At 30.1% G+C, this 23,728-nt stretch carries 26 protein-coding genes; 22 read left to right on the top strand and 4 right to left on the bottom strand.

The features are described from left to right. The first annotated feature begins 2 nt into the window (after positions 1–2). The 12 genes from HGPB_RS07270 to HGPB_RS07215 all read left to right on the top strand — a co-directional run bounded on the left by HGPB_RS07270 (position 3) and on the right by HGPB_RS07215 (position 10,343). The gene (locus HGPB_RS07270) at positions 3–305 is read left to right on the top strand and encodes a hypothetical protein (protein WP_019133023.1); all 303 of its coding nucleotides are present in this window, start codon (positions 3–5) and stop codon (positions 303–305) included. A 9-nt stretch (positions 306–314) separates the two neighbouring features. Then, positions 315–1,796, top strand: a complete 1,482-nt coding sequence (gene gltX / locus HGPB_RS07265) for a glutamate--tRNA ligase (protein ID WP_019133022.1) — start codon at positions 315–317, stop codon at positions 1,794–1,796. Between the two features lie 106 nt (positions 1,797–1,902). Then, complete coding sequence (locus HGPB_RS07260) at positions 1,903–2,922, top strand: sugar-binding transcriptional regulator (protein ID WP_019133021.1); 1,020 nt, start codon at positions 1,903–1,905, stop codon at positions 2,920–2,922. 2 nt (positions 2,923–2,924) lie between these two features. Then, complete coding sequence (gene gap, locus HGPB_RS07255) at positions 2,925–3,944, top strand: type I glyceraldehyde-3-phosphate dehydrogenase (protein WP_019133020.1); 1,020 nt, start codon at positions 2,925–2,927, stop codon at positions 3,942–3,944. Positions 3,945–3,993: 49 nt separating this feature from the next. Then, the gene (locus tag HGPB_RS07250) at positions 3,994–5,181 is read left to right on the top strand and encodes a phosphoglycerate kinase (protein ID WP_019133019.1); all 1,188 of its coding nucleotides are present in this window, start codon (positions 3,994–3,996) and stop codon (positions 5,179–5,181) included. 1 nt (position 5,182) lies between these two features. After that, a complete protein-coding gene (gene tpiA / locus HGPB_RS07245; protein WP_019133018.1) occupies positions 5,183–5,932 on the top strand; it encodes a triose-phosphate isomerase in 750 nt (249 codons plus the stop codon). Position 5,933: 1 nt separating this feature from the next. Then, entirely contained in the window at positions 5,934–7,457 is a 1,524-nt protein-coding gene (gene gpmI, locus HGPB_RS08875; protein ID WP_019133017.1) for a 2,3-bisphosphoglycerate-independent phosphoglycerate mutase, read from the top strand. Positions 7,458–7,460: 3 nt separating this feature from the next. Then, a complete protein-coding gene (eno, locus tag HGPB_RS08870; RefSeq protein WP_019133016.1) occupies positions 7,461–8,744 on the top strand; it encodes a phosphopyruvate hydratase in 1,284 nt (427 codons plus the stop codon). Further along, the gene (locus tag HGPB_RS07230; protein WP_019133015.1) at positions 8,741–9,130 is read left to right on the top strand and encodes a SixA phosphatase family protein; all 390 of its coding nucleotides are present in this window, start codon (positions 8,741–8,743) and stop codon (positions 9,128–9,130) included. Before eno ends, HGPB_RS07230 begins: the two co-directional genes overlap by 4 nt. Continuing rightward, positions 9,130–9,489: a hypothetical protein gene (locus tag HGPB_RS07225; RefSeq protein ID WP_019133014.1), complete on the top strand. Its 360-nt coding sequence runs from the start codon at positions 9,130–9,132 to the stop codon at positions 9,487–9,489. The genes HGPB_RS07230 and HGPB_RS07225 overlap by 1 nt, the downstream gene beginning before the upstream one ends. Beyond that, positions 9,476–9,895: a PaaI family thioesterase gene (locus HGPB_RS07220; RefSeq protein WP_019133013.1), complete on the top strand. Its 420-nt coding sequence runs from the start codon at positions 9,476–9,478 to the stop codon at positions 9,893–9,895. Before HGPB_RS07225 ends, HGPB_RS07220 begins: the two co-directional genes overlap by 14 nt. Before the next feature lie 22 nt (positions 9,896–9,917). Next, complete coding sequence (locus HGPB_RS07215; protein ID WP_019133012.1) at positions 9,918–10,343, top strand: PaaI family thioesterase; 426 nt, start codon at positions 9,918–9,920, stop codon at positions 10,341–10,343. Between the two features lie 53 nt (positions 10,344–10,396). Here HGPB_RS07215 and HGPB_RS07210 read toward each other — a convergent pair whose 3' ends face one another. The 4 genes from HGPB_RS07210 to ald all read right to left on the bottom strand — a co-directional run bounded on the left by HGPB_RS07210 (position 10,397) and on the right by ald (position 15,287). Next, on the bottom strand, positions 10,397–11,626 hold the full coding sequence (locus HGPB_RS07210; RefSeq protein ID WP_019133011.1) for a DUF1015 domain-containing protein: 1,230 nt from the start codon (positions 11,624–11,626) through the stop codon (positions 10,397–10,399). A 7-nt stretch (positions 11,627–11,633) separates the two neighbouring features. Continuing rightward, positions 11,634–12,833: a phosphoglycerate dehydrogenase gene (locus HGPB_RS07205; protein WP_019133010.1), complete on the bottom strand. Its 1,200-nt coding sequence runs from the start codon at positions 12,831–12,833 to the stop codon at positions 11,634–11,636. An 11-nt stretch (positions 12,834–12,844) separates the two neighbouring features. Continuing rightward, positions 12,845–13,930: a 3-phosphoserine/phosphohydroxythreonine transaminase gene (serC, locus tag HGPB_RS07200; RefSeq protein WP_019133009.1), complete on the bottom strand. Its 1,086-nt coding sequence runs from the start codon at positions 13,928–13,930 to the stop codon at positions 12,845–12,847. 241 nt (positions 13,931–14,171) lie between these two features. Further along, positions 14,172–15,287 (bottom strand): alanine dehydrogenase, encoded by a 1,116-nt coding sequence (gene ald, locus HGPB_RS07195; RefSeq protein WP_019133008.1) that lies wholly within the window; start codon positions 15,285–15,287, stop codon positions 14,172–14,174. Positions 15,288–15,442: 155 nt separating this feature from the next. On the opposite strand from ald, the gene murJ reads away from it, so the two are divergent. The 10 genes from murJ (at position 15,443) to HGPB_RS07145 (ending at position 23,696) form a co-directional block, all read left to right on the top strand. Next, a complete protein-coding gene (gene murJ, locus HGPB_RS07190; RefSeq protein WP_019133007.1) occupies positions 15,443–16,957 on the top strand; it encodes a murein biosynthesis integral membrane protein MurJ in 1,515 nt (504 codons plus the stop codon). Positions 16,958–17,452: 495 nt separating this feature from the next. Next, complete coding sequence (locus tag HGPB_RS07185; protein ID WP_019133006.1) at positions 17,453–18,112, top strand: response regulator transcription factor; 660 nt, start codon at positions 17,453–17,455, stop codon at positions 18,110–18,112. Continuing rightward, entirely contained in the window at positions 18,105–19,082 is a 978-nt protein-coding gene (locus HGPB_RS07180; RefSeq protein WP_019133005.1) for a sensor histidine kinase, read from the top strand. Before HGPB_RS07185 ends, HGPB_RS07180 begins: the two co-directional genes overlap by 8 nt. A gap of 100 nt (positions 19,083–19,182) precedes the next feature. Next, positions 19,183–19,434: a hypothetical protein gene (locus HGPB_RS09075; protein ID WP_019133004.1), complete on the top strand. Its 252-nt coding sequence runs from the start codon at positions 19,183–19,185 to the stop codon at positions 19,432–19,434. 43 nt (positions 19,435–19,477) lie between these two features. Continuing rightward, the gene (locus HGPB_RS07170; RefSeq protein ID WP_019133003.1) at positions 19,478–19,768 is read left to right on the top strand and encodes a CD1845 family protein; all 291 of its coding nucleotides are present in this window, start codon (positions 19,478–19,480) and stop codon (positions 19,766–19,768) included. 86 nt (positions 19,769–19,854) lie between these two features. After that, entirely contained in the window at positions 19,855–20,832 is a 978-nt protein-coding gene (locus HGPB_RS07165; protein ID WP_019133002.1) for a replication initiator protein A, read from the top strand. Between the two features lie 14 nt (positions 20,833–20,846). Then, positions 20,847–21,704: an ATP-binding protein gene (locus HGPB_RS07160; protein WP_005956106.1), complete on the top strand. Its 858-nt coding sequence runs from the start codon at positions 20,847–20,849 to the stop codon at positions 21,702–21,704. A gap of 14 nt (positions 21,705–21,718) precedes the next feature. Continuing rightward, positions 21,719–22,210, top strand: a complete 492-nt coding sequence (locus tag HGPB_RS07155) for a PcfB family protein (RefSeq protein WP_019133000.1) — start codon at positions 21,719–21,721, stop codon at positions 22,208–22,210. Positions 22,211–22,398: 188 nt separating this feature from the next. Continuing rightward, on the top strand, positions 22,399–22,608 hold the full coding sequence (locus HGPB_RS07150; RefSeq protein WP_019132999.1) for a hypothetical protein: 210 nt from the start codon (positions 22,399–22,401) through the stop codon (positions 22,606–22,608). Positions 22,609–22,637: 29 nt separating this feature from the next. Continuing rightward, on the top strand, positions 22,638–23,696 hold the full coding sequence (locus tag HGPB_RS07145; RefSeq protein ID WP_019132998.1) for a VirD4-like conjugal transfer protein, CD1115 family: 1,059 nt from the start codon (positions 22,638–22,640) through the stop codon (positions 23,694–23,696). The last annotated feature ends 32 nt before the right edge of the window (positions 23,697–23,728 follow it).

Here is a 23,728-nt window from a genome sequence, read left to right as displayed (position 1 = left end):
ATATGTTTTTGTTACTTATATTTTTAATTCTTGCCACTTTAGTCTTTTTTATGGACTTATTTGGCTATATATCCTATCTTCTAAATGCCAACAATATTTTTATAAAATTAGCTTTTAAAAATTTAGATGATGAAAGAAAGGAAAGTTATAAGAATCTTTTGCTACTTAAAATAATCGTCGTATTATTTTTGTTGTCATTTGCCATATATTTTTATATTAAGCAATTATATGATTTTTCAAGAATGCTAGTTTTAATAGCTAGTTTAATAATAAGTTTTTATGAGAGAATTGTTAGTGAACTTTAAGGAGGAAACATGGGAGAAGTTAGAGTAAGATTTGCACCAAGTCCAACTGGATTTTTGCATATAGGTGGGCTTAGAACTGCACTTTACAATTATTTATTTGCTAAAAAAAATAAAGGAAAATTTATCCTTAGAATAGAAGATACAGATAGATCAAGATTTGTAGAAGGAGCAATTGAAAACTTAATAGATGCACTTGAATGGTCAGGAATTGGTCATGATGAAGGGGTATTTGTTGAAGATGGAAATATAATTGAAAAAGGAGAACATGGTCCTTATATACAATCAAACAGATTAGACTTATATAGAAAATATGTAGATACTCTAATTGAAAATGACAAGGCTTACTACTGCTTCTGTTCAAAAGAAAGACTAGATAATTTAAGAGAAGAACAAAGAATAAAAGGACAAGTTCCAAAATATGATGGATTTTGTAGAGGTCTTTCTAAAGAAGAAGTAAAAAGAAGAATAGAAGCTGGGGAAGAATATGTTATTAGGTTAAAACTTCCTAGAAATCAAGACATAACATTTGATGATGCAGTAAGAGGAAAAGTAACTATAAATACAGATGAAATGGACGACCAAGTTTTAGTTAAATCTGATGGTTTTCCAACTTACCATCTTGCAGTAGTTGTTGATGATCATTTAATGGGAATAACTCATGTAGTTAGGGGAGAAGAATGGCTTCCATCAACTCCAAAGCATGTTTATTTATACCAAGCATTTGGATGGGAAGCTCCAAAATTTGTTCACCTACCAACAGTATTAAATAAAAATAGAAAAAAACTTTCAAAAAGAGAAGGCGATGTTTCTGTCGAAGACTTTAGATCAAAAGGATATTTACCAGAAGCTTTAATAAATTATCTAGCCCTTGTTGGTTGGTCTCCAGAAGATGGAGAAGAAATACTATCACTTGATGAAATGGTAGAAAAATTCTCCTTCGATAGGGTAGGAAAAAGCGGCGGAATATTTGATATAGAAAAATTAAATTGGGTCAATGCTCACTATATAAAAGAATATCCACTTGAAAAGATTGCAGAACTTACTGAACCAGCAATGATAGAATCAGGTCTTATGACAAAAGATGAAATAGCTAAAGACTGGAATAAATACAAATATCTTGTTGAAACTGTTTTAGACTCACTTGATACAGTAAATGAATTGCCTGAAAAAGTAAGCTTCTTATTTGGAGATTTAAAAGTCGAAGAAGCAGATGCAATTGAGCAATTAAAAGGCGAAAATACAGAGAAATTAATAACAAGCCTGGAAAAAGAATTAGTTCAAGTAGAAGAAGTGGACGAAGAATTTGCAAAAACTGTAATGAAAAGAGTTCAAAAAGATACAGGAGTTAAAGGGAAGAATCTTTATATGCCTGTAAGAGCTGCATTAACAGGAAATGTTCATGGACCAGAACTATCAAATATTATGATAATCCTAGGTAAGAATGAATTATTAAGAAGACTTGAACAAGCAAGACAAGAAATAATTAAATAATTCTTTTAAATTGCTTAAAAGTCAATCATATAGTAAAATTATCTAGTGAGTAATAGCTAATTTTAGCCAAAATAAATGTGTTTGGATGAATTAAGGGAGGTCTTATATGAATGTTGAACTTTTAAGTTCCTTTGTTCCAGAATTTAGAGAAATCTTTGTAAGAAGATACGAAATTCTAGAATATTTAAATAGGACTGGAACTATAACAGAAGAAGAACTTGCAGAAAAACTAAATATCTCAAAAGAAACAATTAACTATGAAATTACAAAACTAAAGGATATTGGCTTGATAGAAGTTAATTCATCCATGATTAGTGTAAATAAAAAAGCTAGAGTTAATTTAAAAAGATTTAATGACACATATAGGGACCTTAACAATCTTAAAGAACTTGGGGCAAAAGTTACATCACTTCTTGGAATAGAAGAAGTTATAGTTGTTAAGGGAGACTATTCAAAAGGAGATTATGCTTTTTATAATTTAGCAGCAGCAACAGCAAGACTTATCAACCTAAGCATATGTGAAGGAGACTTGATGGGAATTACTGGGGGCAAAACTCTTCGTTCAATAGCAGATAAACTTAGTGAAAGCAAAAGAGATCTTGGTATAACAGTTATACCAGCAAGAGGATCTTTGGGAAGTGTTGTAGAGTATCAATCAAATTCAATAGCTGCAATTATTGCTGATAAATTGCACTGTGAATACAAATTATTCCCGGTACCAGATACAGTAAGCGATGAAGCTATGAATATGCTGCTTGAAAATGAAGAAGTTTCAGAAACTTATCAAATGCTAAAACACCTAGACCTACTAATTTTTGGTGTAGGAAGAGCGGATGAAATGCTAGAAAGAAAAGGCATAGACAAGGAAAAAACAAAAGAAATTTTAGATCAGGGTGCTGTATCTGAAGTGATTGGTCACTACTTTGATAAAGAAGGTAAAGAAATCTATGTTGCACCAAGCTCAGGCATATCTCTACAAGACTTTTTAAAAATACCAATTGTAATTGGGGTTTGTGGAGGAGTAGAAAAAGCTGAAGCAATAGTTTCGATATCTAATCTAAGAAAAGATATGGTACTTGTTATAGATGAGAGCGCTGCAAATTGCATATTAAATACTAGGAGGTAAGTATGTCAGTTAAAGTAGGAATAATGGGTTTTGGAAGAATAGGTAGAGATTTTTTAAGATCTTGGGCTTTAATGGATAATCCAGGATTTGAAATAACACACGTTACAGTAAGAAGAAAAGAAGAAACAATGGAAGATCGTATTCACTTATTCAAATACGACACTATATACAGAAAATTCCCAGGAAAAATCGAAATACTAGATGACGGATTTACAATAGACGGTAAAAAAATCACAGTTCTTGAAAGTAAACAACCAGAAGAAATGGATTGGAAAGCTCACGGAGTTGATATAATAATTGAATCAACAGGAGCTTTTAGAGAAAAAGAAAAAGTTATGGGCCATATAAATGCCGGAGCAAAAAAAGTTATTATAACAGCTCCAGGCAAGGGCGTTGATAATACAATAGTTATGGGCGTAAATGATGACACTTACGATAAAGATAAAGATCAAATCTTATCATCGGCATCATGTACTACAAACTGTTTAGCACCTCTAACAAAGGTAATTTTAGATAATTTTGGTATCGAAAGAGGATTAATGACAACAATCCATGCTTACACAAACGATCAAAACATACACGACTCAGTCCACAAAAAAGATTTAAGACGTGCAAGGGCAGCAGCAGAGAATATTGTTCCTACTACAACAGGAGCAGCAAAAGCTGTAGGACAAGTAATTCCTGAAGTTGATGGAATATTAACAGGTATGGCTGTTAGGGTTCCAGTTCCAACAGGTTCATTAGTAGATGTAACTTATGAAGTTTCAAAAGATGTTACAAAAGAAGAAATCAATGAAGCTGTTAAAAAAGCATCAGAAAATCAATTAAAGGGAATCATAGAATATACAGAAGATGAAATAGTAAGTTCAGACATAATTCAAAACGAATATTCATGTATATTTGATTCTAAACTAACCCTTGTTAAGGATAGACTAGTAAAATGTATAGCTTGGTATGACAATGAATGGGGATACACTCAAAGAGTTATAGATTTAACAAAACTAGTTGCTGAAAATCTATAAGATAAAAGCGAAAGCCTAAGGGTTTTCGCTTATTTTCTTGGAGGAAAAGATGAAAAAAACACTAAAAGATTTTGATTTTAAAAATAAAAGAGTTTTATTAAGAGCAGATCTTAATGTACCTTTAGACAATAAAGAAATAACAAACGATGCAAGAATTAGAAAAAGCTTACCAAGCATAAAATATATACTAGACCAAGGTGGATCTGTAGTTTTATTATCCCATCTTGGCAGACCTAAGGGAGTATATGATGAAAATCTTAGCCTAAAACCAGTAGCAAAAAGAATATCAGAATTATTAGGTCAAGAAGTAAAATTACTTGCAGATAAAAATGTAATTTCAGATGAAATTATAGAAGAAATAAAAAAAGTTAAAGCCGGACAAGTTGTTATGCTTGAAAATACAAGATTTAATCCAGCAGAAAAGAAAAACGACCAAGAATTTTCTAAAAAACTTGCAGGTGCCTGCGATATCTTTATAAGCGATGCCTTTGGAACAACTCACAGAGCTCACGCATCAAATGTTGGAGTAGCATCCTTCTTGCCATCTGGAGTAGGATTTTTAATTGAAAAAGAAATAAAATACTTTAGCGAAGCTTTAAACAATCCTAAGAGACCATTTGTAATTATTATGGGCGGAGTAAAAGTTTCAGATAAAATTGGAGTTATTGAAAATTTATTCGACAAGGTAGATAAATTAATTATAGTAGGAGCCATGGCCTATACTTTTTATAAGGCTATGGGATATAGCGTTGGAAAATCTTTTGTTGAAGAAGATAAATTAGATCTTGCAAAGTCAATTTTAGACCAAGCAAAAGAAAAGAAAGTAAAATTAATACTACCAGTAGATACACTTGTTGCTCCAGAAATGAAAAATGGCTATCCAAGAAAAGTTGTCAGCTGCAAGGAAATTCCAGATGACTTAATGGGATTAGATATAGGCGATGAAACTATAAAAGAAATTAAAGAAGAATTAAAAGATGCTCGCACTGTCATTTGGAATGGACCTGCAGGAGTCTTTGAACTAGAAGACTTTTCTAAGGGAACATTTGCGATAGCAGAAATCTTAGCAAATCTCGACCAAGCCTTAACTGTAATTGGTGGAGGAGATTCTGCATCTGCTGTTGAAAAATCTGGCTATGAAGATAAAATTTCCCACATATCAACAGGTGGCGGAGCAAGTCTAGAACTTATAGAAGGCAAAAAACTTCCTGGTATTGAATGTATAGAGGAGGCATAATTTGCGAAAAAAAATTATAGCTGGAAATTGGAAAATGAACTTAGATATTAATGAATCTAAGCAGCTAATTGAAAATATAAAAAATAGTGAATTTGATAAAGATAAGGAAGTAATAATATTTCCACCCTATGTATTTTTGCAATTAGCAGAAGAAGAATTAAAAGATACAGATATAAGACTAGGAGCACAAAACCTTTGTCAATATGATGACGGAGCCTATACTGGAGAAGTATCAGCAAAAATGCTCAAGGCTCTTGGAGTTGATAGTGTACTTGTTGGTCATTCAGAAAGAAGAACTATATTTTCTGAAAATGATCAGGTTATAAATACAAAAGTAAAACAAGGATTAGAAAACGGTTTAAGAGTTGTTTTATGCCTAGGCGAAAGCGAAGACATAAGAGAAGAAGCTAAACACGAAGACTTTGTAAGAGAACAAATCCTTAAAGGCCTAGATAAAATTGAAGCAAAAATTGGACAATTAATAATTGCCTACGAACCAATTTGGGCGATAGGAACAGGAAAAACTTGTGATCCAAAGGATGCAGAAAAAATGTGTAAATTCATAAGAGACCAACTTGCAAGTCTTTATGGACAAGAGTTTGCAGAAAAAACTAGGATTTTATACGGTGGATCAGTAAAACCTGAAAATGCAAAAGAATTATTAGAAAAAGAAAATATAGATGGAGCCTTAGTAGGTGGAGCATCTTTAGATAGCAAGAAATTTTTAGATATAATAAATTATGAGGTATAAGATGAGACCTGTAATATTAACAATATTAGATGGATATGGAATCGGCAAAGATTATGAGGGAAATACTTTAAATTTTGCAAAGACTCCAAATCTAGATAATTTAAAAAATAATTGGCCAAATGCTAAACTTTTGACATCAGGAGAAGCGGTTGGACTACCAGAAGGTCAAATGGGAAATTCTGAAGTTGGACATTTAAATATAGGTGCAGGAAGAATAATATTTCAAGACCTAACCAGGATAAGTGGATCAATAAAAGATGGAGAGTTTTTTAAGAACCCAGTATTTATAGATGCCATGGAAAATGTAAAGAAAAATAAGTCTAACCTTCACATTATGGGACTTGTTTCCAAGGGAGGAGTCCACTCTCATATGGACCATCTTTTAGCCTTGGTAGAAATGGCAAAAAAACAAGGACTAGAAGATGTATATATAGATGCGATTTTAGACGGAAGAGATGTAGCACCGGATAGTGGTCTAGCAGATATAAAAGAACTTGAAGAAAACTTAGAAAAAATCGGTCTAGGTAAAATTTCTAGTATAAGTGGAAGATACTATGCCATGGATAGGGATAAAAGATGGGACAGGACAAAACTTTACTATGATTGTGTAACTGGAAATTCTAAAGAAGGTTATAAGTCTAGCCAAGACTTGATAAAAGCAAGTTATGATAAAAAAGTTTATGACGAATTTGTTGAACCTAGCTATATAGAAAAAGATGGCAAAGCACTTGCAAATATAAAAGATGGAGACAGTATAATTTTCTTCAACTTTAGACCAGATAGGGCAAGACAAATTGTAAGAGCATTTACAGATGAAAACTTTGATGGCTTTGAAAGAAAGTTGCTCGATATTCATATGGCAACTATGACCGAATATGATAAAACTATCCCACACACCCATGTTGCTTTTAAAGAAGAAAGACCAAACAATACCTTGGGAGAAATTCTTGCAAAAAATAATAAAAAACAATTAAGAATTGCAGAAACAGAAAAATATGCCCATGTAACATTTTTCTTCAATGGAGGAAGAGAAGACCCATACGATGGAGAAGATAGGGTTCTTGTTCCATCACCTCATGTAGCAACTTATGATCTTAAACCAGAGATGAGTGCCCTAGAAGTTACAGATGAATTAGTAAAAAGAATTGCATCCAATAAATATGATTGCATAATATTAAACTTTGCTAATCCTGATATGGTTGGTCATACTGGAAAAATAGATGCAGCGATAAAAGCAGTTGAGACAGTAGATAAGTGTTTAGGTAGAATTTTAAAAGAAATAGAAAAAGTTCACGGAGCTGCAATTGTAACAGCTGACCATGGAAATTGCGAAGAAATGTTAACAGATACAGGTGAAACTGTTACAAGCCACACAACAAATCCAGTTCCAGTATATTTATATGGAATAAAAGATGCAAAAATTAGAGATGGTGCCTTATGCGATATCTCGCCAACAATTTTAGATTTATTAGATATTACTAAGCCAGAAGAAATGACTGGCAAATCATTATTAATAAAGGAGTAAATTATGAGTTTTATTAACGATGTTTATGCAAGAGAAGTCCTTGATTCAAGAGGAAACCCAACTGTAGAAGTAGAAGTAAGAACAGAAAATGGTGGATTTGGAAGAGCAATAGTTCCAAGTGGAGCATCAACAGGCGCTTATGAAGCAGTTGAGCTAAGAGATGGTGGAAAAAGATATCTTGGCAAAAGTGTTAAAAAAGCAGTGGAAAATGTAAATTCAAAAATTGCAGAAAATTTAGTTTACTTTGATTGCCTAGACCAAGTTGCAATTGATAGATATCTTATGGAATTAGACGGAACAGAAAATAAATCAAAACTTGGGGCAAATGCTATACTAGGTGTTTCTTTAGCAGTAGCAAGAGCTGCAGCTGATGAATTAAATATGCCACTTTACCAATATATTGGTGGAGTAAATTCAAAAGTTTTACCAGTTCCAATGATGAACATTTTAAACGGTGGAGAACATGCTGATAACAATGTTGATATACAAGAATTTATGATTATGCCAGTTGGAGCAGATAGTTTTGAAGAAGCATTAGAAATGGGATCAGTAGTCTACCATAAGCTAAAAGAAGTATTAAAAGGACTTTCTCTATCAACTGGTGTTGGTGATGAAGGTGGATTTGCTCCAAACTTAAGATCAAATGCAGAAGCTTTAGATGTGATAGTAGAAGCAATAGAAAAAGCTGGTTATAAACCAGGAAAAGATATAGTTCTTGCTCTTGATGTAGCTGCATCAGAAATGTATAAAGATGGAGAATACTTTATGAAGGGCGAAAACAAAATATTTGATTCAAAGGCTTTAATTGAATATTATTATGAACTTAGCGAAAAATATCCAATCTATTCAATAGAAGATGGCCTTGATGAAGATGATTGGGAAGGTTGGAGATTATTAAATCTTAAACTAGGAGACAAGATTCAATTAGTTGGAGATGACTTATTTGTAACAAATACAAAAAGACTTCAAAAAGGAATCGAAGAAAGATCTGCAAACTCAATTTTAATAAAACTCAACCAAATTGGAACACTTACAGAAACACTAGATGCAATAAATTTAGCAAGACAAAATAATATGACAGCAATTATTTCTCATAGATCTGGAGAAACAGAAGATTCTACAATAGCAGACCTTGCAGTTGCAACAAATGCAGGATTTATAAAAACTGGTGCTCCAGCTAGATCTGAAAGAGTTGCAAAATATAATCAATTATTAAGAATAGAAGATCAATTAGGAAATAGTGCTGAATATTTAGGATTAAAAGGATTTTATAATTTAAGAAAATGATATATTTAATTAGACATGGTAAATCAGAAGATTTAATAACAAGTGATTATGATAGAAAATTAACCTTAGAAGGCAGAAAAGAATTAGAAGATAACTTTAAAGAATTTAAAGAAAAATTTAAATCAGATAATTTTAAAGTTTATTGCTCACCATATACAAGAGCAAGGCAAACTGCAGAAATATTTTCTTCTATATTTGATTGTGATTATGAAATCTTAGACCAATTATCTTTTGGAAACTCAGGCTACGATAAAATAATAAATATCTTAGATGATGACTGTGATTATATCTTAATAGGTCATCAGCCATATATATCAGATGCCATTTACAAGATGACAGGAAGAGATGTCCCTGTAAAAAGAGGTTCTATCCATAGGGTTAAATAATGTATAAATCAAAAATAAATAATTTATTGATAGAAAGTGATTTTGAAATCAGACCCATCAGGGAAAATGAAATAGACCTAGATCACTTTATAGAAATTGATAATCGAGTTTTAAATATTTATTTAGAAAATGATTTTTATCCTTTGTCTAAATTGCAATTAACAAAAACATATGCTATTTTAATTAGGCAAAGTAAGGCTGGCAATAAACTTGCCAGTCTACATTTTTTGAAAAATCCAGATTTGGCAGATGCATACTTAAATTTTGATTTTGATTATAATGAGTATTATTTAGAAATAAAAAATGAAGATTCTAGTGTTGGTCTTTTTATAAATAGGAGGAAAGATGACAGATTTTGATAAATTAATAAAAACCCGTAATGAAAGAAATAAATATGCTATTTTTTTGGGAATAAATACTACAAAAATTAGCGAAGGTCATGCTGAAGGAGAAATTATACTAAGAGATGAACATTTCAACCCAATTAAAAGTGTTCACGGTGGATGTATATTTTCACTAGCAGATACAATAGCTGGCTCGGCATCTATTTCTTATGGTAAAAAGACGGCAACTCTTTCTTCAAATATGAATTTTATTTCTGCGGCCATGGATACAGAAAAAATAATTGCCTATGCAGATGTTACAAAAAGAGGCAAGAAAGTAATAGTTGTTAATGTTGATGTTACAGATGATAAGGACAAGAAGGTTGCTATAGGGACTTTTACCTTTTTCAATCTAAATAAAGATTTCTTGGAAGAAGAATGATTAAGAGATTAAGTGATATAAAATGGATCAAGCAAGCAGTATGAATAATTCAGAAGATTTTATAGAACTTGTTGGAATTGACAATGTAAAAATTAATCAAGGGACGAGCAAGGCAGATATTATTGTAAAAGATATTTTTATAGATGATAGTGGAAAGATTGCTCCAGGAATTATTTTTACTTTGGCAGATTCTATAGCGGGCATTAATTCCATAGCCACTTGTGGCAATAAGATGGCGACCTTATCAAGTAATATTAGTTATTTTTCAGAAAAAGAATGCCACGGCAAAAAAGTTTATGCCATGGCAAAATTAATTAGAAATCATGAAGTTTTTAAAGTTTCAGAAGTTACAGTTACTAATGAAGATAAAAAAGTTATTGCCAAGGGTCTTTTTACCTTTAGCAATTTATTCATGAAATATGAAAACTTTCCTTATGAAATAAATTAAAGATATGAGATAAATAGAAAATGTCCTCCACTTAAATGTGTGAGGACATTTTTTTATTTTAACTTATGAATAAATAAACCTGATCTTGGTTTTGGTTCAAACCAGGTAGATTTTGGAGGCATGTTTTTATTTTGGTCTGCAATTTGAATAAGCTCATCTAGTGAAGTTGGATAAAGTGCAAAAGCTATTGCCATATCCTTGCGAACTCTTCTTTCAAGCTCATCAAGACCCCTTATTCCTCCGACAAAATCAATTCTCTTATCTTTTCTTGGATCTTTAATTCCAAGAATCTTATCTAAAACTAGATCTTGTAATATTGATACATCTAAATTTTCAACAAGACCTTGTCTTTTATTTTTATAGGTCATTTTGTAGTGAGAATCGCCGATAAATAAAGTAAATTCTCCTTTTTTAGCTGGCTTATAAATTTTATCTAGCTTTTCTAGGTCAAAATCCTCTTTTAATTTTTCTAAAAATTCTTCTTCGCTTAGATTATTTAAATCTTTTACCAGCCTATTGTAATCATAAATTTGAATTTCATCCTTATCTACAAGCATTGATAAGAAATAATTAAATTCTTCGTCGCCCTTGTAATTTGGATTTTCAAGCCTTCTTTTTTTGGCAACTTGGACTGCAGAAGCAGACCTGTGGTGGCCATCAGCTATATAAAAATTATTAATTTTTTCAAATTCCTTGACTAAATTTTTTATAATTTCCTGGTCCCTTATGGTCCATATTGAATGCTTAACTCCGTCTGGACTTGTAAATTCAATTTCTGGATCAGATTTTTTAAGACCAGCTATAAGATTTTTTATTTTATCATTTGATGAATATGTTAAAAATATTGGTCCAGTGTTTGCATCTAGGATATCTATATGCTCTGTCCTATCTTTTTGTTTTGCCAGCAGAGTTTTTTCGTGCTTTTTGATAGTGTCATTTATATATTCATCAATTGAACAAGAAGCTATTAGGCCCGCTTGGTCTTTTCCCCTAAAATTTAGATTATAAAGGTAAAGGCAGTCCTCATCTTCTTGATAAAAATAGCCTTGGTCTAACATTTGATCTAGATTTTCTTTTGCTTTTTGATTTATTTCCTTGTCAGTGTAATTTTTATTTTGCTCAAGACTAGCAAGTGGAAGATCAACTTTTAAAAATGAAAGTTGATTTTTATTTATCTCTTCTCTTGCTTCTTCAGTAGTAAAAATATCGTAGGGAAGGGCAGCTATTTGGCTTGCAAATTCTTTTTTCGGTCTAAGAGCTTTAAAAGCTTTTATCGTTGCCATAATCCACCTACCTTATAATTCTTACTCTTACAAGTCCATCAATCTTGGCTAATTTTTCCCTAAGATCACTTTCTGGTTCAGAATCTATATCGATCATAGTGTAGGCCCAATCTTTTTTGTGTCTATTCAAAAGATTTGCTATATTTATGCCTTCTTCTGCAAGGACTGATGTGATTTGTCCTAGCATGTTTGGAATATTTTTATGAAGAAGGGTTATCCTGTGAGCAGCTTGGCAAACTCCCATATCAGAATCTGGGAAATTTACAGAATTTCTTATATTACCATTATTCATATAATCCATCATTTCTTCTACGACCATCTTGGCAGAATTCTCTTCACTTTCTGGAGTAGATGCACCTAGATGAGGAATATTGATTGTATTTTTTAATTTAAGACTTTCCTTGTTTGGAAAATCAACTACATATTTAGCAATTTTTCCATTTTCAAGATATTTTTCCAAAGCTTCTAAGTCAACCAGTCCAGCCCTTGCTATATTTAAAAGTCTGAGGCCATCTTTTGCCTGACTTAAAAGATCTTCACCTATATAATTTTTTGTATCTTCTGTCAAAGGAATGTGGATAGAAATATAATCACAATTTTTAAAAAGTTCTTTTGGATCATCCACATAATTAACATGAGTGTCTAGGTTAAGAGCGTTATTTATAGAAATAAAGGGGTCAAAACCATAGACTTGCATACCAAGACTTATTCCAGCAGAAGCAACAAGTCTTCCTGTTGCACCAAGCCCAATCACTCCTAATTTTTTGCCTAGAAGTTCTGGCCCAGCAAAGTTCTTTTTATAAGCTTCAACTTCTTTTCCAACATCATCTTCATCAGTTAAAGTTTTTGTCCATTCAATTGCATCAATGACTTTTCTTGAAGCAAGTAAAAGAGCGGTGATTGCGAGTTCTTTTACAGCGTTGGCATTTGCGCCAGGTGCATTTGCTACAACAATTCCTCTTTTTGAACAATCATCAATTGGAATATTATTGACACCTGCACCAGCCCTGCCGATAAATCTGATATTTTCTGTAAAATCATATTTATGCATATCAGCACTTCTTACTAGAATGGCATCTGGATTTTCTGCGTCTGGATCTATAATAAAATTATCATCTATCAGGTCTAAACCTTTTTTTGAAATATTATTAATTGTTTTTATTGTGTATTTATTTTCTAAATTATCTAAATTCTTATCTTTGTTCATTTTATATCTCCTTATTTATGCTGGATTTCAAAATCTTTCATAAAGTTAATCAAGTATTCTACAGCTTCTATAGGCATAGCATTATAAATACTTGCCCTCATGCCGCCAACACTTCTGTGACCTTTAATATTTACTATATTTGCAGCCTTGGATTCTTTTACAAATTCCTTGTCAAGTTCTTCATCGCCAGTAACAAATACAATATTCATCAAAGACCTATCTTCTTTTTTAATATTATTTTTATAAAGATTTGAATTGTCTATAAAGTCATAAAGTAATTTTGCTTTTTCTCTGTTTAATTCTTCTAATTTTTTAACTCCACCTATATTTTTCATCCATTTTGCAACTAAGCCACACATATAGATGCTGTAGCAAGGCGGAGTATTATACATGGAATCTTTTTCTAGGTGGGTAGTGTAGTTTAGCATGCTTGGAAGATCTTTTTTATTTTCTTCTATAAAATCTTTTTCAACTACAACTACAGTCAAACCACTAGGACCTAGGTTTTTTTGTGCGCCAGCAAAGGCTATTTTAAATTGATTCATATCATATTCTTCAGATAAAATATTTGAAGACATATCAGCAACTATATTAGATTTTAAATTTTTAATAGTTTTTGGATCAATTCTAGTTCCATAAATAGTGTTATTCGTACAAAGATATAAATATTTAGATTCTTTAGCTATATTATTTTCTTTAATTTCAGGTATATAGGTAAAGTTATCATCTTCTGATGAAGCTAATATATCTATTTGTCCAAAATATTTTGCTTCCTTGTAGGCTTTTTTTGCCCAAGAACCAGTAATTAGATAACTTGCTCTATCCTCTTTATTTAGGATATTCATAGGAAGCATATAAAATTGCGATGAAGCGCCTCCTTGTAGGAAAAGAATTTCATGTTTATCATCTAGATTCATTAATTCTTTTAACAAGTTTTTGGCTTCTTCGTGAATTTCTTTATATTCAGCACTTCTGTGACTAAGTTCCATAACCGAAGAACCGCAGCCCTTGTAATTAAGCATCTCTTTTGCAGCTTCTTCTAAAACTTCCACAGGCATCATAGCAGGTCCTGCTGAAAAATTATAAACTCTGTTCATATGTTTCCTCCTATATAATAAATTAAACTATTAACTCTTTATCGAGTTAAAATAATTTCCTCACATTATATACTCATTAAAAATAAAATACAAGCTATATTTTTCAAAATAATAAATAAAATATAGTAAAAATAAAAAATCTATGTAAAATTACAAATTTTAAAATAAAAAATAATTAAAAAACAAATTTCCCCAATAAAAAAAGACAGTCAAATAAATGACTGCCTTTAAAGATTTTATCTTATAAAAGATCTGATAATTCATGGAAATCATAACCTAGATCATCAGCAACTGCCTTGTAAGTTACTTTTCCATCGTATGTGTTGATACCGGATGCAATTTCTTTTGCATGTTTAATAGAATCTTTTAAACCATACTTAGCAATTAAATTAATATATTTTGATGTTGCATTTGAAAGGGCATAAGTTGATGTTTTTGCAACAGCACCAGGTATATTTGTTACGGCATAGTGAATTACTCCGTGTTTTACAAATACTGGATCGCTATAAGATGTTGGATGGTTTTCAGTAGTTTCTATTGAACCACCTTGGTCAATCGCAACATCGACAATAACAGAACCTTTTTCCATATTTTTTACCATTTCTTCTGTAACAATTTTTTGTGCCTTGTGTCCTGGAGTAAGTACAGTTGAAACAACAAGGTCTGCAGATTTTAAAGCATCTTCAATATTTCCAGGTGTTGAGTATAGAGTTTCAATTGCACCAGAAAATACATCTATAAATTTACCAAGTTTTTCTATATTTCTTCCGATTACAGTTACCCTAGCACCCATACCAACGGCCATTCTTGTAGCAGCATTTGCAACTGTACCAGAACCAATAATTACAACATGGGCAGGGGATACGCCTGGAACACCTTCTAGTAAAACACCTTTACCACCCATAGGGATAGTTAAGTATTTTGCACCCTCTTGCACTGCCATCCTACCAGCAACCTCAGACATTGGCTTAAGAAGTGGTAGAGTATCATTAACTTCGATTGTTTCAAATGCAATTGATGTTACTTTTTTATCTATCATTTCTTTAGTTAGTTTGGGATCTGCGGATAAGTGAAGATAAGAATAAACTATTAGTCCTGGTCTTAAATACTTATATTCAGATTCAATTGGTTCTTTTACCTTATAAATGATATCTGATTTTTCCCAGACTTCTTTGGCAGTATCAAGAATTGTTGCTCCTTTAGATATATACTTTTCATCTGTGAAGCCAGAGGCTAGGCCCGCCGCCTTTTCTATGTAAACAGTATTTCCTTGTTCCACAAGTTCTTTTACACTAGCAGGTGTAGCAGCGACTCTGCTTTCCTGATCTTTGATTTCTTTAACAACTCCAATTATCATAATTTACCTCCCTAAAACTTTATAACAATGAAATTTTACTACAATTTAATAACGATGGCAATATTTTTTAAAGGCATTTAATATTTTAAAATTTGCCAGCAAATAATATAATTTTTTTAAAATCTTTGTTACAATGAAATAAAGTGAGGTAGAAAATGAAAACATCTTATATATTGATGATAGTTACAATAATATCTAAAATATTTGGACTGGCAAGAGAAAAAGCCCTGGCTCAATTTTTTGGAACTAGCATTATAGCCGATGTATTTTTAGTTGCTTTTCAAATTCCTATGACATTTACAAATGTTATATCTGGTGCAACTGCAAATGGTTACATTCCAATTTACAATGAAATTTTGGAAACTTCTTCAGAAGAAGAGGCAAATAAATTTACATCAAACCTTTCAAATATAGTTTTATTGCTTACATTTTTCTTGTCCCTGCTAGGACTTATATTTTCTAAAAATTTAGTAAATCTAATGGCAATAGGTTTTACAGGAGAAAAATTAGAACTTGCAGTATATATGACAAGAATTGCTCTTTTATCAATAGCTGCAACAACATTTTTTTCTATATTTAAAGCTTATTTACAAATAAAGAAAAAATTTATTGTATCGATAGCTCACGCAATAATTATGAATATTATAATAATTGCGGCCATGTATATAGCAAAAAAGACCTCTGTTAATTATCTTGCATGGGGAATATTTTTCGCCTTTGTGTTTCAATACATAATATTTATTCCATACATAGCAAAGAGCTCTTACAAACACAAATTTATATTTGATTTAAAAGATGAAAACTTTAGAAAGCTTATGAAAATAATTCTTCCGGTAATAATTTCGACATCAGTTATAGAATTAAACTTTATAATTTCTAAATCTTTATCATCTGAGTTATTTTCAGGTGCCATATCTTCATTAAACTATGCCTATAAATTACAAGGATTTGTAACAGGAATAGTTGTAACATCAATAGTTACAGCAGTTTATCCTGAAATGGCAAAGTCTGCTAGTGAAAAAGATTTTTCAGGCTTAAAAGAAAAAATACAAGATTCAATTATAACCATGTCATTTCTTGTAGTGCCTGCAACAATTGGTTTATTTATACTAGCAGAGCCAATAGTAAAACTATTATTTGTTGGTGGAGCTTTTTCAAAACAAGATGGAGTAATTACAGCTGAAGTTTTGGCTCTTTATTCTTTTGGAATAATTGGAATAGGTTTTAGAGAAATTATTTCTAGAGTTTTTTACACAATTATGGATGCAAAGACACCAGTTATAAATTCTATAATAATAGTTTTATTAAACATTGGATTAAGCTTAATTCTTATCGGGAAAATGGGCATCTTAGGACTTGCACTTGCAACGTCTGTTTCATTTATAGTTGGAGCAATTTTAATAATAATTTCAGCTAATAGAAGGATAGGTTCAGTATTTTCTAAAAAATCTATCAAGGAACTTTTAAAAATATTGATTGCTGCCTTAGTTATGGGAGTTATTGCAAAAGTATCTTTTGAATATTTAAATAGCCTTATAGACTTTAAAATAGCCATGCTTTTAGCCATTGGTCTTTCTGGACTTAGCTATTTAATTTTACTTATAGTTTTTAAATCAAGTGAGATTTATAATTTTACCGATAAGATTAAGGCGAGGAAAAATAAAAATTAAAAATGAGAAATAAAAAAGTTGGGTTTTTAAGAAAATTATTTTCTTGGAATTTAATCGGCATGAGGGTATTAACCGTTATGCCGATTTTTTATAATCTCTTCTTAGAGCCTAGCTTCCAGATTATAAAAAATATAATGAAAATTTGATATTTTTATATTTTTAAGTGGTAAAATTATTTTTCTGTTAGTTCATAAGATAAAAACAGTAACTTTTTAGTAAAAAAACATAAATAAATTAGTTTTAAGAATTTTGTAAAGATTAAGTTGTAAGATATAGTATAGTATTACTGAGAAAACGTATAGATCAAAAGATTATATTAACATAGAACGAAATTTTATAAATTATGTAAGAAATAATTTATAAAATTTTGAATAATTGGACCCATAAAAGCAACAATAGAAAAATGTAAGTATATAAAAATGTTAGTATGAAAATACTTGCTAAAATTTATAGGTATTTTAAATATGATATATCTGAAATATGGGAGATATGGAATTGAAAATATTAATGATTGAAGATGACAGCACAATTGCCTTTGCTGTTAAAACTTACTTAAACAAACATAATATTGAAACAATTATTTATAACAATCTTTCTCTGACAGAAAATCTTAATTTTAATGATTTTAATTTAATTCTACTTGATGCCAATCTTCCAGATGGATCAGGCTTTAATTTTTTAAAGTGGCTGAGGGGATTTTCTGACCTTCCTGTAATAATGCTTACTGTAAAAAATGAAGATGAATATGTTATAAAAGGTCTTTCCCGAGGAGCAGATGACTATATTACAAAACCTTTTTCTCTTCCTGTCCTAAAGGCGAGAATAGACAATGTTTTTAGTAGAAAAATTAAAAAAGTGAATGAGCTGACTTTTGAAAATTTATCTTTAGATCTTATATCAAAACAAGCTTCGATAGATGGAAAAGATTTAGATCTTAACTTAAAAGAGTTTGCTATATTGGAAATGCTTTTAGAAAACCAAAATATAAATCTATTAAGGGAGAGAATTTTAGATTATGTATGGGGTTATGATTTTTATGAGGTAAATGACAATACATTAACTGTCACCATAAAAAGACTCAGATCTAAACTTGGAGATTATGGTAATCATATAAAAACTCTTAGAGGGATAGGATATAGGTGGGACAATGAATAAAAACAAAAATATTTTACTTGTCTTAATTTTAAATTTGATAATGTCTTTGTTTGTAGTCTATCTAAACCCAAGGTTTGATATTCTAACACTCATAGGTTTTCTACTAATAAATGTAATTTTATTTCTAATTCTTAGAAATATTGAAAATAAAAAAGAAAAAGAGCTAGAAGATAAGATTAATAATATATTTATCCTCCTCCATTTATTGGATATAGACTCGGATAATTATGAAATTATAGACGATGAATTTGGTAAACTCAGAGATGAGATTATTAAAATTATTATAGAAAATAAGAGAATAGCTGAAAATGCTGAGAAAAATAAAGAAATTCTAAGGGAATATACGGAAGATATTGCCCATCAAATAAAAACTCCATTAACCGGATCTCTATTATTACTTGACTTATTAGAAGACGAAGAAGATGAATCGGTAAAAGAATATATATCTAGACTTAGGGACAATCTTCTTAGACTTTACAATCTATCTGACATTTTATTAAAACTTGCAGCCCTTGATTCAGGTACAATAGAAATGACAAAAGACAGGATATCTGCTCGAGAATTAATTGAAGATATCATACAAAAGCTAAAAGATTATTTTATTAATGATAATGTTGAAATTTCTCTTTATGGAGATGATTTTAATCTTATATGTGATAAGAAATGGACCTATGAAGCACTTTTCAATGTGATGAAAAATGGTATAGAAGCTACAGAAGGTAGACAGATAGAAATCCAACTTAAAGAAACCAATCTATATAAAAGTATTTTTGTGGAAGATTTTTCTAAAGGTTTGGATCGTGAAATGTTAGAAAAAGTTTTTAAACGTTTTTATAAGATAGATCCAAATTCAAAAGGCTATGGGATTGGGCTTCCTATGGCAAAATCTGTTATGGAAAGACAAAATGGAGAGCTTTTATATCATAAGGGGAAGAAATCAAATTCCTTTGAACTGAGATTTTATAACTGATTTAATTATGGCTGTGTAAATAAAGCACAGTCATTTTTTTCTAGTCACTTTCCAGTCACTTAAGTCTAATATCATCTAAGAAAGATAAGGAGGACTAAATATGAATATTGTAAAAACAGTAGATTTAACAAAAACTTACAATAATGGAGTAGAAGTACACGCTCTATCAAATGTGAACTTTGAAATGGAAAAAGGAGATCTTGTCGCCATTATTGGAGACAGTGGCTCTGGGGACAGTGATATAATGATGACAGATACAATAAATCCATTAAAATCAAAGTTTAAAGGCTTCCACAAAACTTTTAAACAAGATGATTTAGGATTAAGTCTGTCATCTTTTTTATTAAATTAACAAAAAAGAAAAGAAAACATAAGTAATAAGGATTGAAGAGAATATGATAATATTTAGAGTTTTTTTCAAAATCATATTGTTTCCTATTAGTATAGCGTTAAGTATCATCACTCTATTTTTAACGTTTGTATTAGGACTCAGCACAATATTTTTCAAACTGATTTCATTTATTGCTATTATGGGATTTTTAGGATCTGTTTATCATGGAGAAAAAGCACTTGCTATAGAGGCAATTATAATAGCATATCTTTTTAGTCCTTATGGTTTACCAGTGCTAGGATATTTTATTATAGAAGTGATAGAAGGGGTGAATGAAAGAATAAAAGTAATTTAAATATAAAAATAAATAGATTAAAACGATGAAAAAGAGATAGCAAAATCAAAGCTATCTCTTTTTATATGAAAAGAAAGGGGGTTATGATGAAAGAAATAGTTAAATTTGAATACTATTATGGCAATGAAGCAGAACAATATTCATTTTTTAGGATTCCCAAAACTTTATTTACCGACTTAAATTTTAAAAAACTATCCGTAGAAGCAAAAATTCTTTATGGAATTCTACTCGATAGAATGAGCTTGTCAATTAAGAATAAATGGTTAGATGAAGAAAACAAGGTATACATCATCTATACCATAGAAGAAATTATGGAAGTATTAAATTGGGGGAGAAATAAATCGGTCAAAGTAATGAAAGAAATTGAAGAAATAGGATTATTAGAAAAAAAGAGGTTAGGACTTGGAAAGCCAAATTTACTTTATGTAAAGAACTTTATTTACACAGAAAATAATAAAACTACAGAAGTTTCAAAAGCAAACCTCAAGAAGTTTAAAAAACAAACTTCAGGAAGTTTAGAAAATAAATCTCAAGAAGTTTCAAAAGAGGACTCTAATAATACTAATATTAATAATACTGAAACTAATAATACTGATTTTAATAATACCACCCCCATATCCCCCTTAGAAAAGCTAGGAGAAAAATCAAAAAAGACTTTGGAGGAGGAAGAATTAAAAGAAACTATAAAAAAGAATATATCTTATGAAACCTTTGAAAAAGTAAGAATAGAAGAAAAGAAGAAAGTAGATGTAATGATAAATGTACTTGTAAAAGCCTTAACTAGCTTTACAAACATTAAAATAGGAGGGAGGCATATATCCAATGAAAATTTTAAAGAAAAATTTCTAAGTCTTAACTATAAACACATAGACTATGTTTTGAAATACCTAAGAGAAAATGCTCCAAAGGATATTAGAAACATTAATGCTTATCTACTGACTCTCTTATACAATGCAGATGAAAATATTAGAAACATAGAAGTCATAAAGAGAGAAAATCAGAAAAGAGAAAACTATGACTATAGTAACGATGAGGATATATGGAGAGAAATTTTAAATACTTGATAGGAGAGGAGCATATGGAATTAATAAAAGAAATCCTAGAACAGAAAATAAAAAATGCAGAAACAAATAGTCCATCAAAAGATGAAGAAAATAGGAGTTATATAGATCAAGAAACAGGATTAAAATATTGTGCAAAATGTAAAACACCAATTGAAAAAGAAATAGACTTCTTTGGAGAAATAAAAAAAGTTGGTATTTTATGTCAATGTAAAAAAGAAAGACAAAAATTAGAGGAAGAAAAAAGAAAAGAAAATAAAAGGCTTTTAAAAATTGAACACTTAAAAAAAGAGTGTTTTTCTGATCCTATCTTATTAAATTGGAATTTTAAAAATATGGACAAAGATAGTGAGCATGAAAAAGTAGCAAAAAACTATGTGGAAAAATTTGATGAAATATATGAAAATAATATAGGATTAATTCTCACAGGGAATGTGGGATGTGGAAAAACATATCTTGCAAGTGCTATAGCAAATGCTTTACTAGAAAAAGAAATATCAGTCAAAATGACAAATTTTTCAGTAATTTTAAATGATATGACTAACTTTGAGATTGATAAAAGTAAGTATATAGATAACCTAAATCATAAGAAACTATTAATTATTGATGATTTTGGAATGGAAAGAGATACAGATTTTGCAGCTGAGCATATCTTTAACATAATAGATAGTAGATATAGAAGTGGGAAACCATTGATTATAACAACAAACTTAAATATATCAGCTTTAACTAATCCTGAAACTATAAAAGATAAAAGAATTTACTCAAGGATACTTGAAATATGCAGTCCCATTATATTTACAGGAGAAAATAGAAGAATAGAAAAAATGAAGGAGAAATCAAAATTAGCCTATGAAATATTAAAAAAAGAATGAAAGTAGGTGAGTGAATGCAAAATGATGATATAAATAGCAGAACAATAGCCATAGTAAAAAAAGCAAGTATAGTAACAGCCAAGCAAGTTATAAATTTGATGAAGAAAATATTAGAAATAAATAAACATAAAGCGCAGACAGAACAGTCAAGACCCTTAGAAAAATTTAAAAAAGTAAAAGTAAAAGATCTTGTAAAAAAAGGTAAAGTAGAAACCTTAGAATTAAATGACATAGACTTAAAAGCATTGAAAAAAGAATTAAAAAGATATGGGGTGAAATTTTCTATAAAGAAAGATTTAGAAAATGGAAACAACATTATCTTTTTTCAAGCAAAAGATATAAAAGTAATGGAACAAGCTTTTAAAAAGACAGTCCAGAAATTTACTAAAGATAAGTCAAGAAAAAGGAAATCTGTAATAGAAAGGCTTAATAACTTCAAGGATAAAATCAAAGATACTATTGACAGAGATAAGGTTAAACATAAGCATCAGGAACAAAGTTTATAATAAAAGCACTTGGATATATAATATATATGATGAGAAGGCATGAATAGCTTTATTGTTGGATACTATGAAAAAGAAGAAGGGAAACATCCAGTAGAAGAATTTCTCTTATCTATAGATAAAAAATGAGAGCAGAAGCATTAGGAAAGAAACTAAAAGCTACCTTTGAAAGTAAAGTATAAGTGTATGAAATGAAGAAAAATATTTGCCCAAAATGTAAAAGAAAGATGAAACAACAATTTATAGGCTTACTACATTGCAAGTGTGGTATAAGCTATCATAAAGATTTAGGATATTTTAAAAGAAATGAAAATATGATGTTTGTCTTGGAAAGAAAAAAGATAGGTAAAAAAATAAAACAAGTTCCAGTAATAAGATATAAAAAAGATACTAATGGGTAGAGAAATCTACTCTTTTTTATGGAGAGGAAGTGATTAATTCGAAAATACTAAATGAAATAATAAAAGATATAAAAAATGTTTTTAAGATAAGAGATAAGAAGAAATTTGTATTAGAAAATCTTCCTTACCTCTTATTTTTTTATATAGGAAATATCTTTGCAAGCCATGTCAACTCTTATGTAGGAGGAGATATAATAGATAGAATTTTAGTAGCTTTTAGTCAAATAGATACTTTAAAATATATTCCATCATTAAAAATAAAAAACCTGATACCCAGTCTAATTCTATCAGTAGTTATTAAGTTAATCCTTATACAGAAAAAGAAAAATGCAAAAAAGTTTAGAGAGGGCAGAGAATATGGGTCGGCAAGATGGGGAAATGAAAAAGACATTGAGCCATACATTGACAAGAAGTTTGAAAACAATGTGCTATTAACTCAAACTGAAAGACTTACCATGAACAATAGACCTAAAAATCCAAAATATGCGAGAAATAAAAATGTATTGGTAATTGGAGGTTCTGGTAGTGGTAAAACAAGGTTTTTTGTAAAGCCAAATCTCATGCAAATGCACTCTTCATATGTAGTAACCGATCCAAAAGGAACATTAGTCTTGGAATGTGGGAAAATGTTGGAAAGAAATGGATATGAGATAAAAATACTAAACACAATAAACTTTAAAAAATCCATGAGATATAATCCCTTTGCATACTTGAAAAGTGAAAAAGATATTTTGAAATTAGTACAAACAATAATTGCAAATACTAAGGGAGAAGGAGAAAAATCAACTGAGGATTTTTGGGTGAAAGCTGAAAAACTCTATTACACAGCACTTATAGGATATATCTGGTATGAAGCTCCTAAAGAAGAACAGAACTTTACAACTCTACTTGCTATGATAGATGCAAGTGAGGTAAGAGAAGAAGATGAAAATTTTAAAAATGCAGTAGACTATATGTTTGAAGCATTAGAAAAAGAAAAGCCAAACCATTTCGCAGTAAAACAATACAAGAAATACAAACTTGCAGCAGGAGTAATAGAATTAAGGAGAACACTTAATCACTATTTTAGTGAAATATGTACTTCTTAATTCTTTTTTTATTGAAAAATTAAGAGAAAGGG

It is taken from the genome of Peptoniphilus obesi ph1 (assembly GCF_000311865.1).
Lineage (GTDB): Bacteria > Bacillota > Clostridia > Tissierellales > Peptoniphilaceae > Peptoniphilus_E > Peptoniphilus_E obesi.
This window is presented reverse-complemented; position numbering and strand designations above follow the sequence as displayed.

What these genes read in the sequence shown, in the direction of transcription:
- HGPB_RS07170 (WP_019133003.1), top strand. Translation starts at nt 19,478, where the DNA reads ATGATAATATTTAGAGTTTTTTTCAAAATCATATTGTTTCCTATTAGT.
- HGPB_RS07155 (WP_019133000.1), top strand. Translation starts at nt 21,719, where the DNA reads ATGCAAAATGATGATATAAATAGCAGAACAATAGCCATAGTAAAAAAA.
- HGPB_RS07225 (WP_019133014.1), top strand. Translation starts at nt 9,130, where the DNA reads ATGTATAAATCAAAAATAAATAATTTATTGATAGAAAGTGATTTTGAA.
- serC (WP_019133009.1), bottom strand. Translation starts at nt 13,930, where the DNA reads ATGAACAGAGTTTATAATTTTTCAGCAGGACCTGCTATGATGCCTGTG.
- HGPB_RS07160 (WP_005956106.1), top strand. Translation starts at nt 20,847, where the DNA reads ATGGAATTAATAAAAGAAATCCTAGAACAGAAAATAAAAAATGCAGAA.
- HGPB_RS07180 (WP_019133005.1), top strand. Translation starts at nt 18,105, where the DNA reads ATGAATAAAAACAAAAATATTTTACTTGTCTTAATTTTAAATTTGATA.
- HGPB_RS07260 (WP_019133021.1), top strand. Translation starts at nt 1,903, where the DNA reads ATGAATGTTGAACTTTTAAGTTCCTTTGTTCCAGAATTTAGAGAAATC.
- gap (WP_019133020.1), top strand. Translation starts at nt 2,925, where the DNA reads ATGTCAGTTAAAGTAGGAATAATGGGTTTTGGAAGAATAGGTAGAGAT.
- gltX (WP_019133022.1), top strand. Translation starts at nt 315, where the DNA reads ATGGGAGAAGTTAGAGTAAGATTTGCACCAAGTCCAACTGGATTTTTG.
- HGPB_RS07215 (WP_019133012.1), top strand. Translation starts at nt 9,918, where the DNA reads ATGGATCAAGCAAGCAGTATGAATAATTCAGAAGATTTTATAGAACTT.
- ald (WP_019133008.1), bottom strand. Translation starts at nt 15,287, where the DNA reads ATGATAATTGGAGTTGTTAAAGAAATCAAAGATCAGGAAAGCAGAGTC.
- eno (WP_019133016.1), top strand. Translation starts at nt 7,461, where the DNA reads ATGAGTTTTATTAACGATGTTTATGCAAGAGAAGTCCTTGATTCAAGA.
- murJ (WP_019133007.1), top strand. Translation starts at nt 15,443, where the DNA reads ATGAAAACATCTTATATATTGATGATAGTTACAATAATATCTAAAATA.
- HGPB_RS07220 (WP_019133013.1), top strand. Translation starts at nt 9,476, where the DNA reads ATGACAGATTTTGATAAATTAATAAAAACCCGTAATGAAAGAAATAAA.
- HGPB_RS09075 (WP_019133004.1), top strand. Translation starts at nt 19,183, where the DNA reads ATGAATATTGTAAAAACAGTAGATTTAACAAAAACTTACAATAATGGA.
- HGPB_RS07150 (WP_019132999.1), top strand. Translation starts at nt 22,399, where the DNA reads ATGAAGAAAAATATTTGCCCAAAATGTAAAAGAAAGATGAAACAACAA.
- HGPB_RS07165 (WP_019133002.1), top strand. Translation starts at nt 19,855, where the DNA reads ATGAAAGAAATAGTTAAATTTGAATACTATTATGGCAATGAAGCAGAA.
- HGPB_RS07270 (WP_019133023.1), top strand. Translation starts at nt 3, where the DNA reads ATGTTTTTGTTACTTATATTTTTAATTCTTGCCACTTTAGTCTTTTTT.
- HGPB_RS07205 (WP_019133010.1), bottom strand. Translation starts at nt 12,833, where the DNA reads ATGAACAAAGATAAGAATTTAGATAATTTAGAAAATAAATACACAATA.
- HGPB_RS07210 (WP_019133011.1), bottom strand. Translation starts at nt 11,626, where the DNA reads ATGGCAACGATAAAAGCTTTTAAAGCTCTTAGACCGAAAAAAGAATTT.
- HGPB_RS07250 (WP_019133019.1), top strand. Translation starts at nt 3,994, where the DNA reads ATGAAAAAAACACTAAAAGATTTTGATTTTAAAAATAAAAGAGTTTTA.
- HGPB_RS07230 (WP_019133015.1), top strand. Translation starts at nt 8,741, where the DNA reads ATGATATATTTAATTAGACATGGTAAATCAGAAGATTTAATAACAAGT.
- gpmI (WP_019133017.1), top strand. Translation starts at nt 5,934, where the DNA reads ATGAGACCTGTAATATTAACAATATTAGATGGATATGGAATCGGCAAA.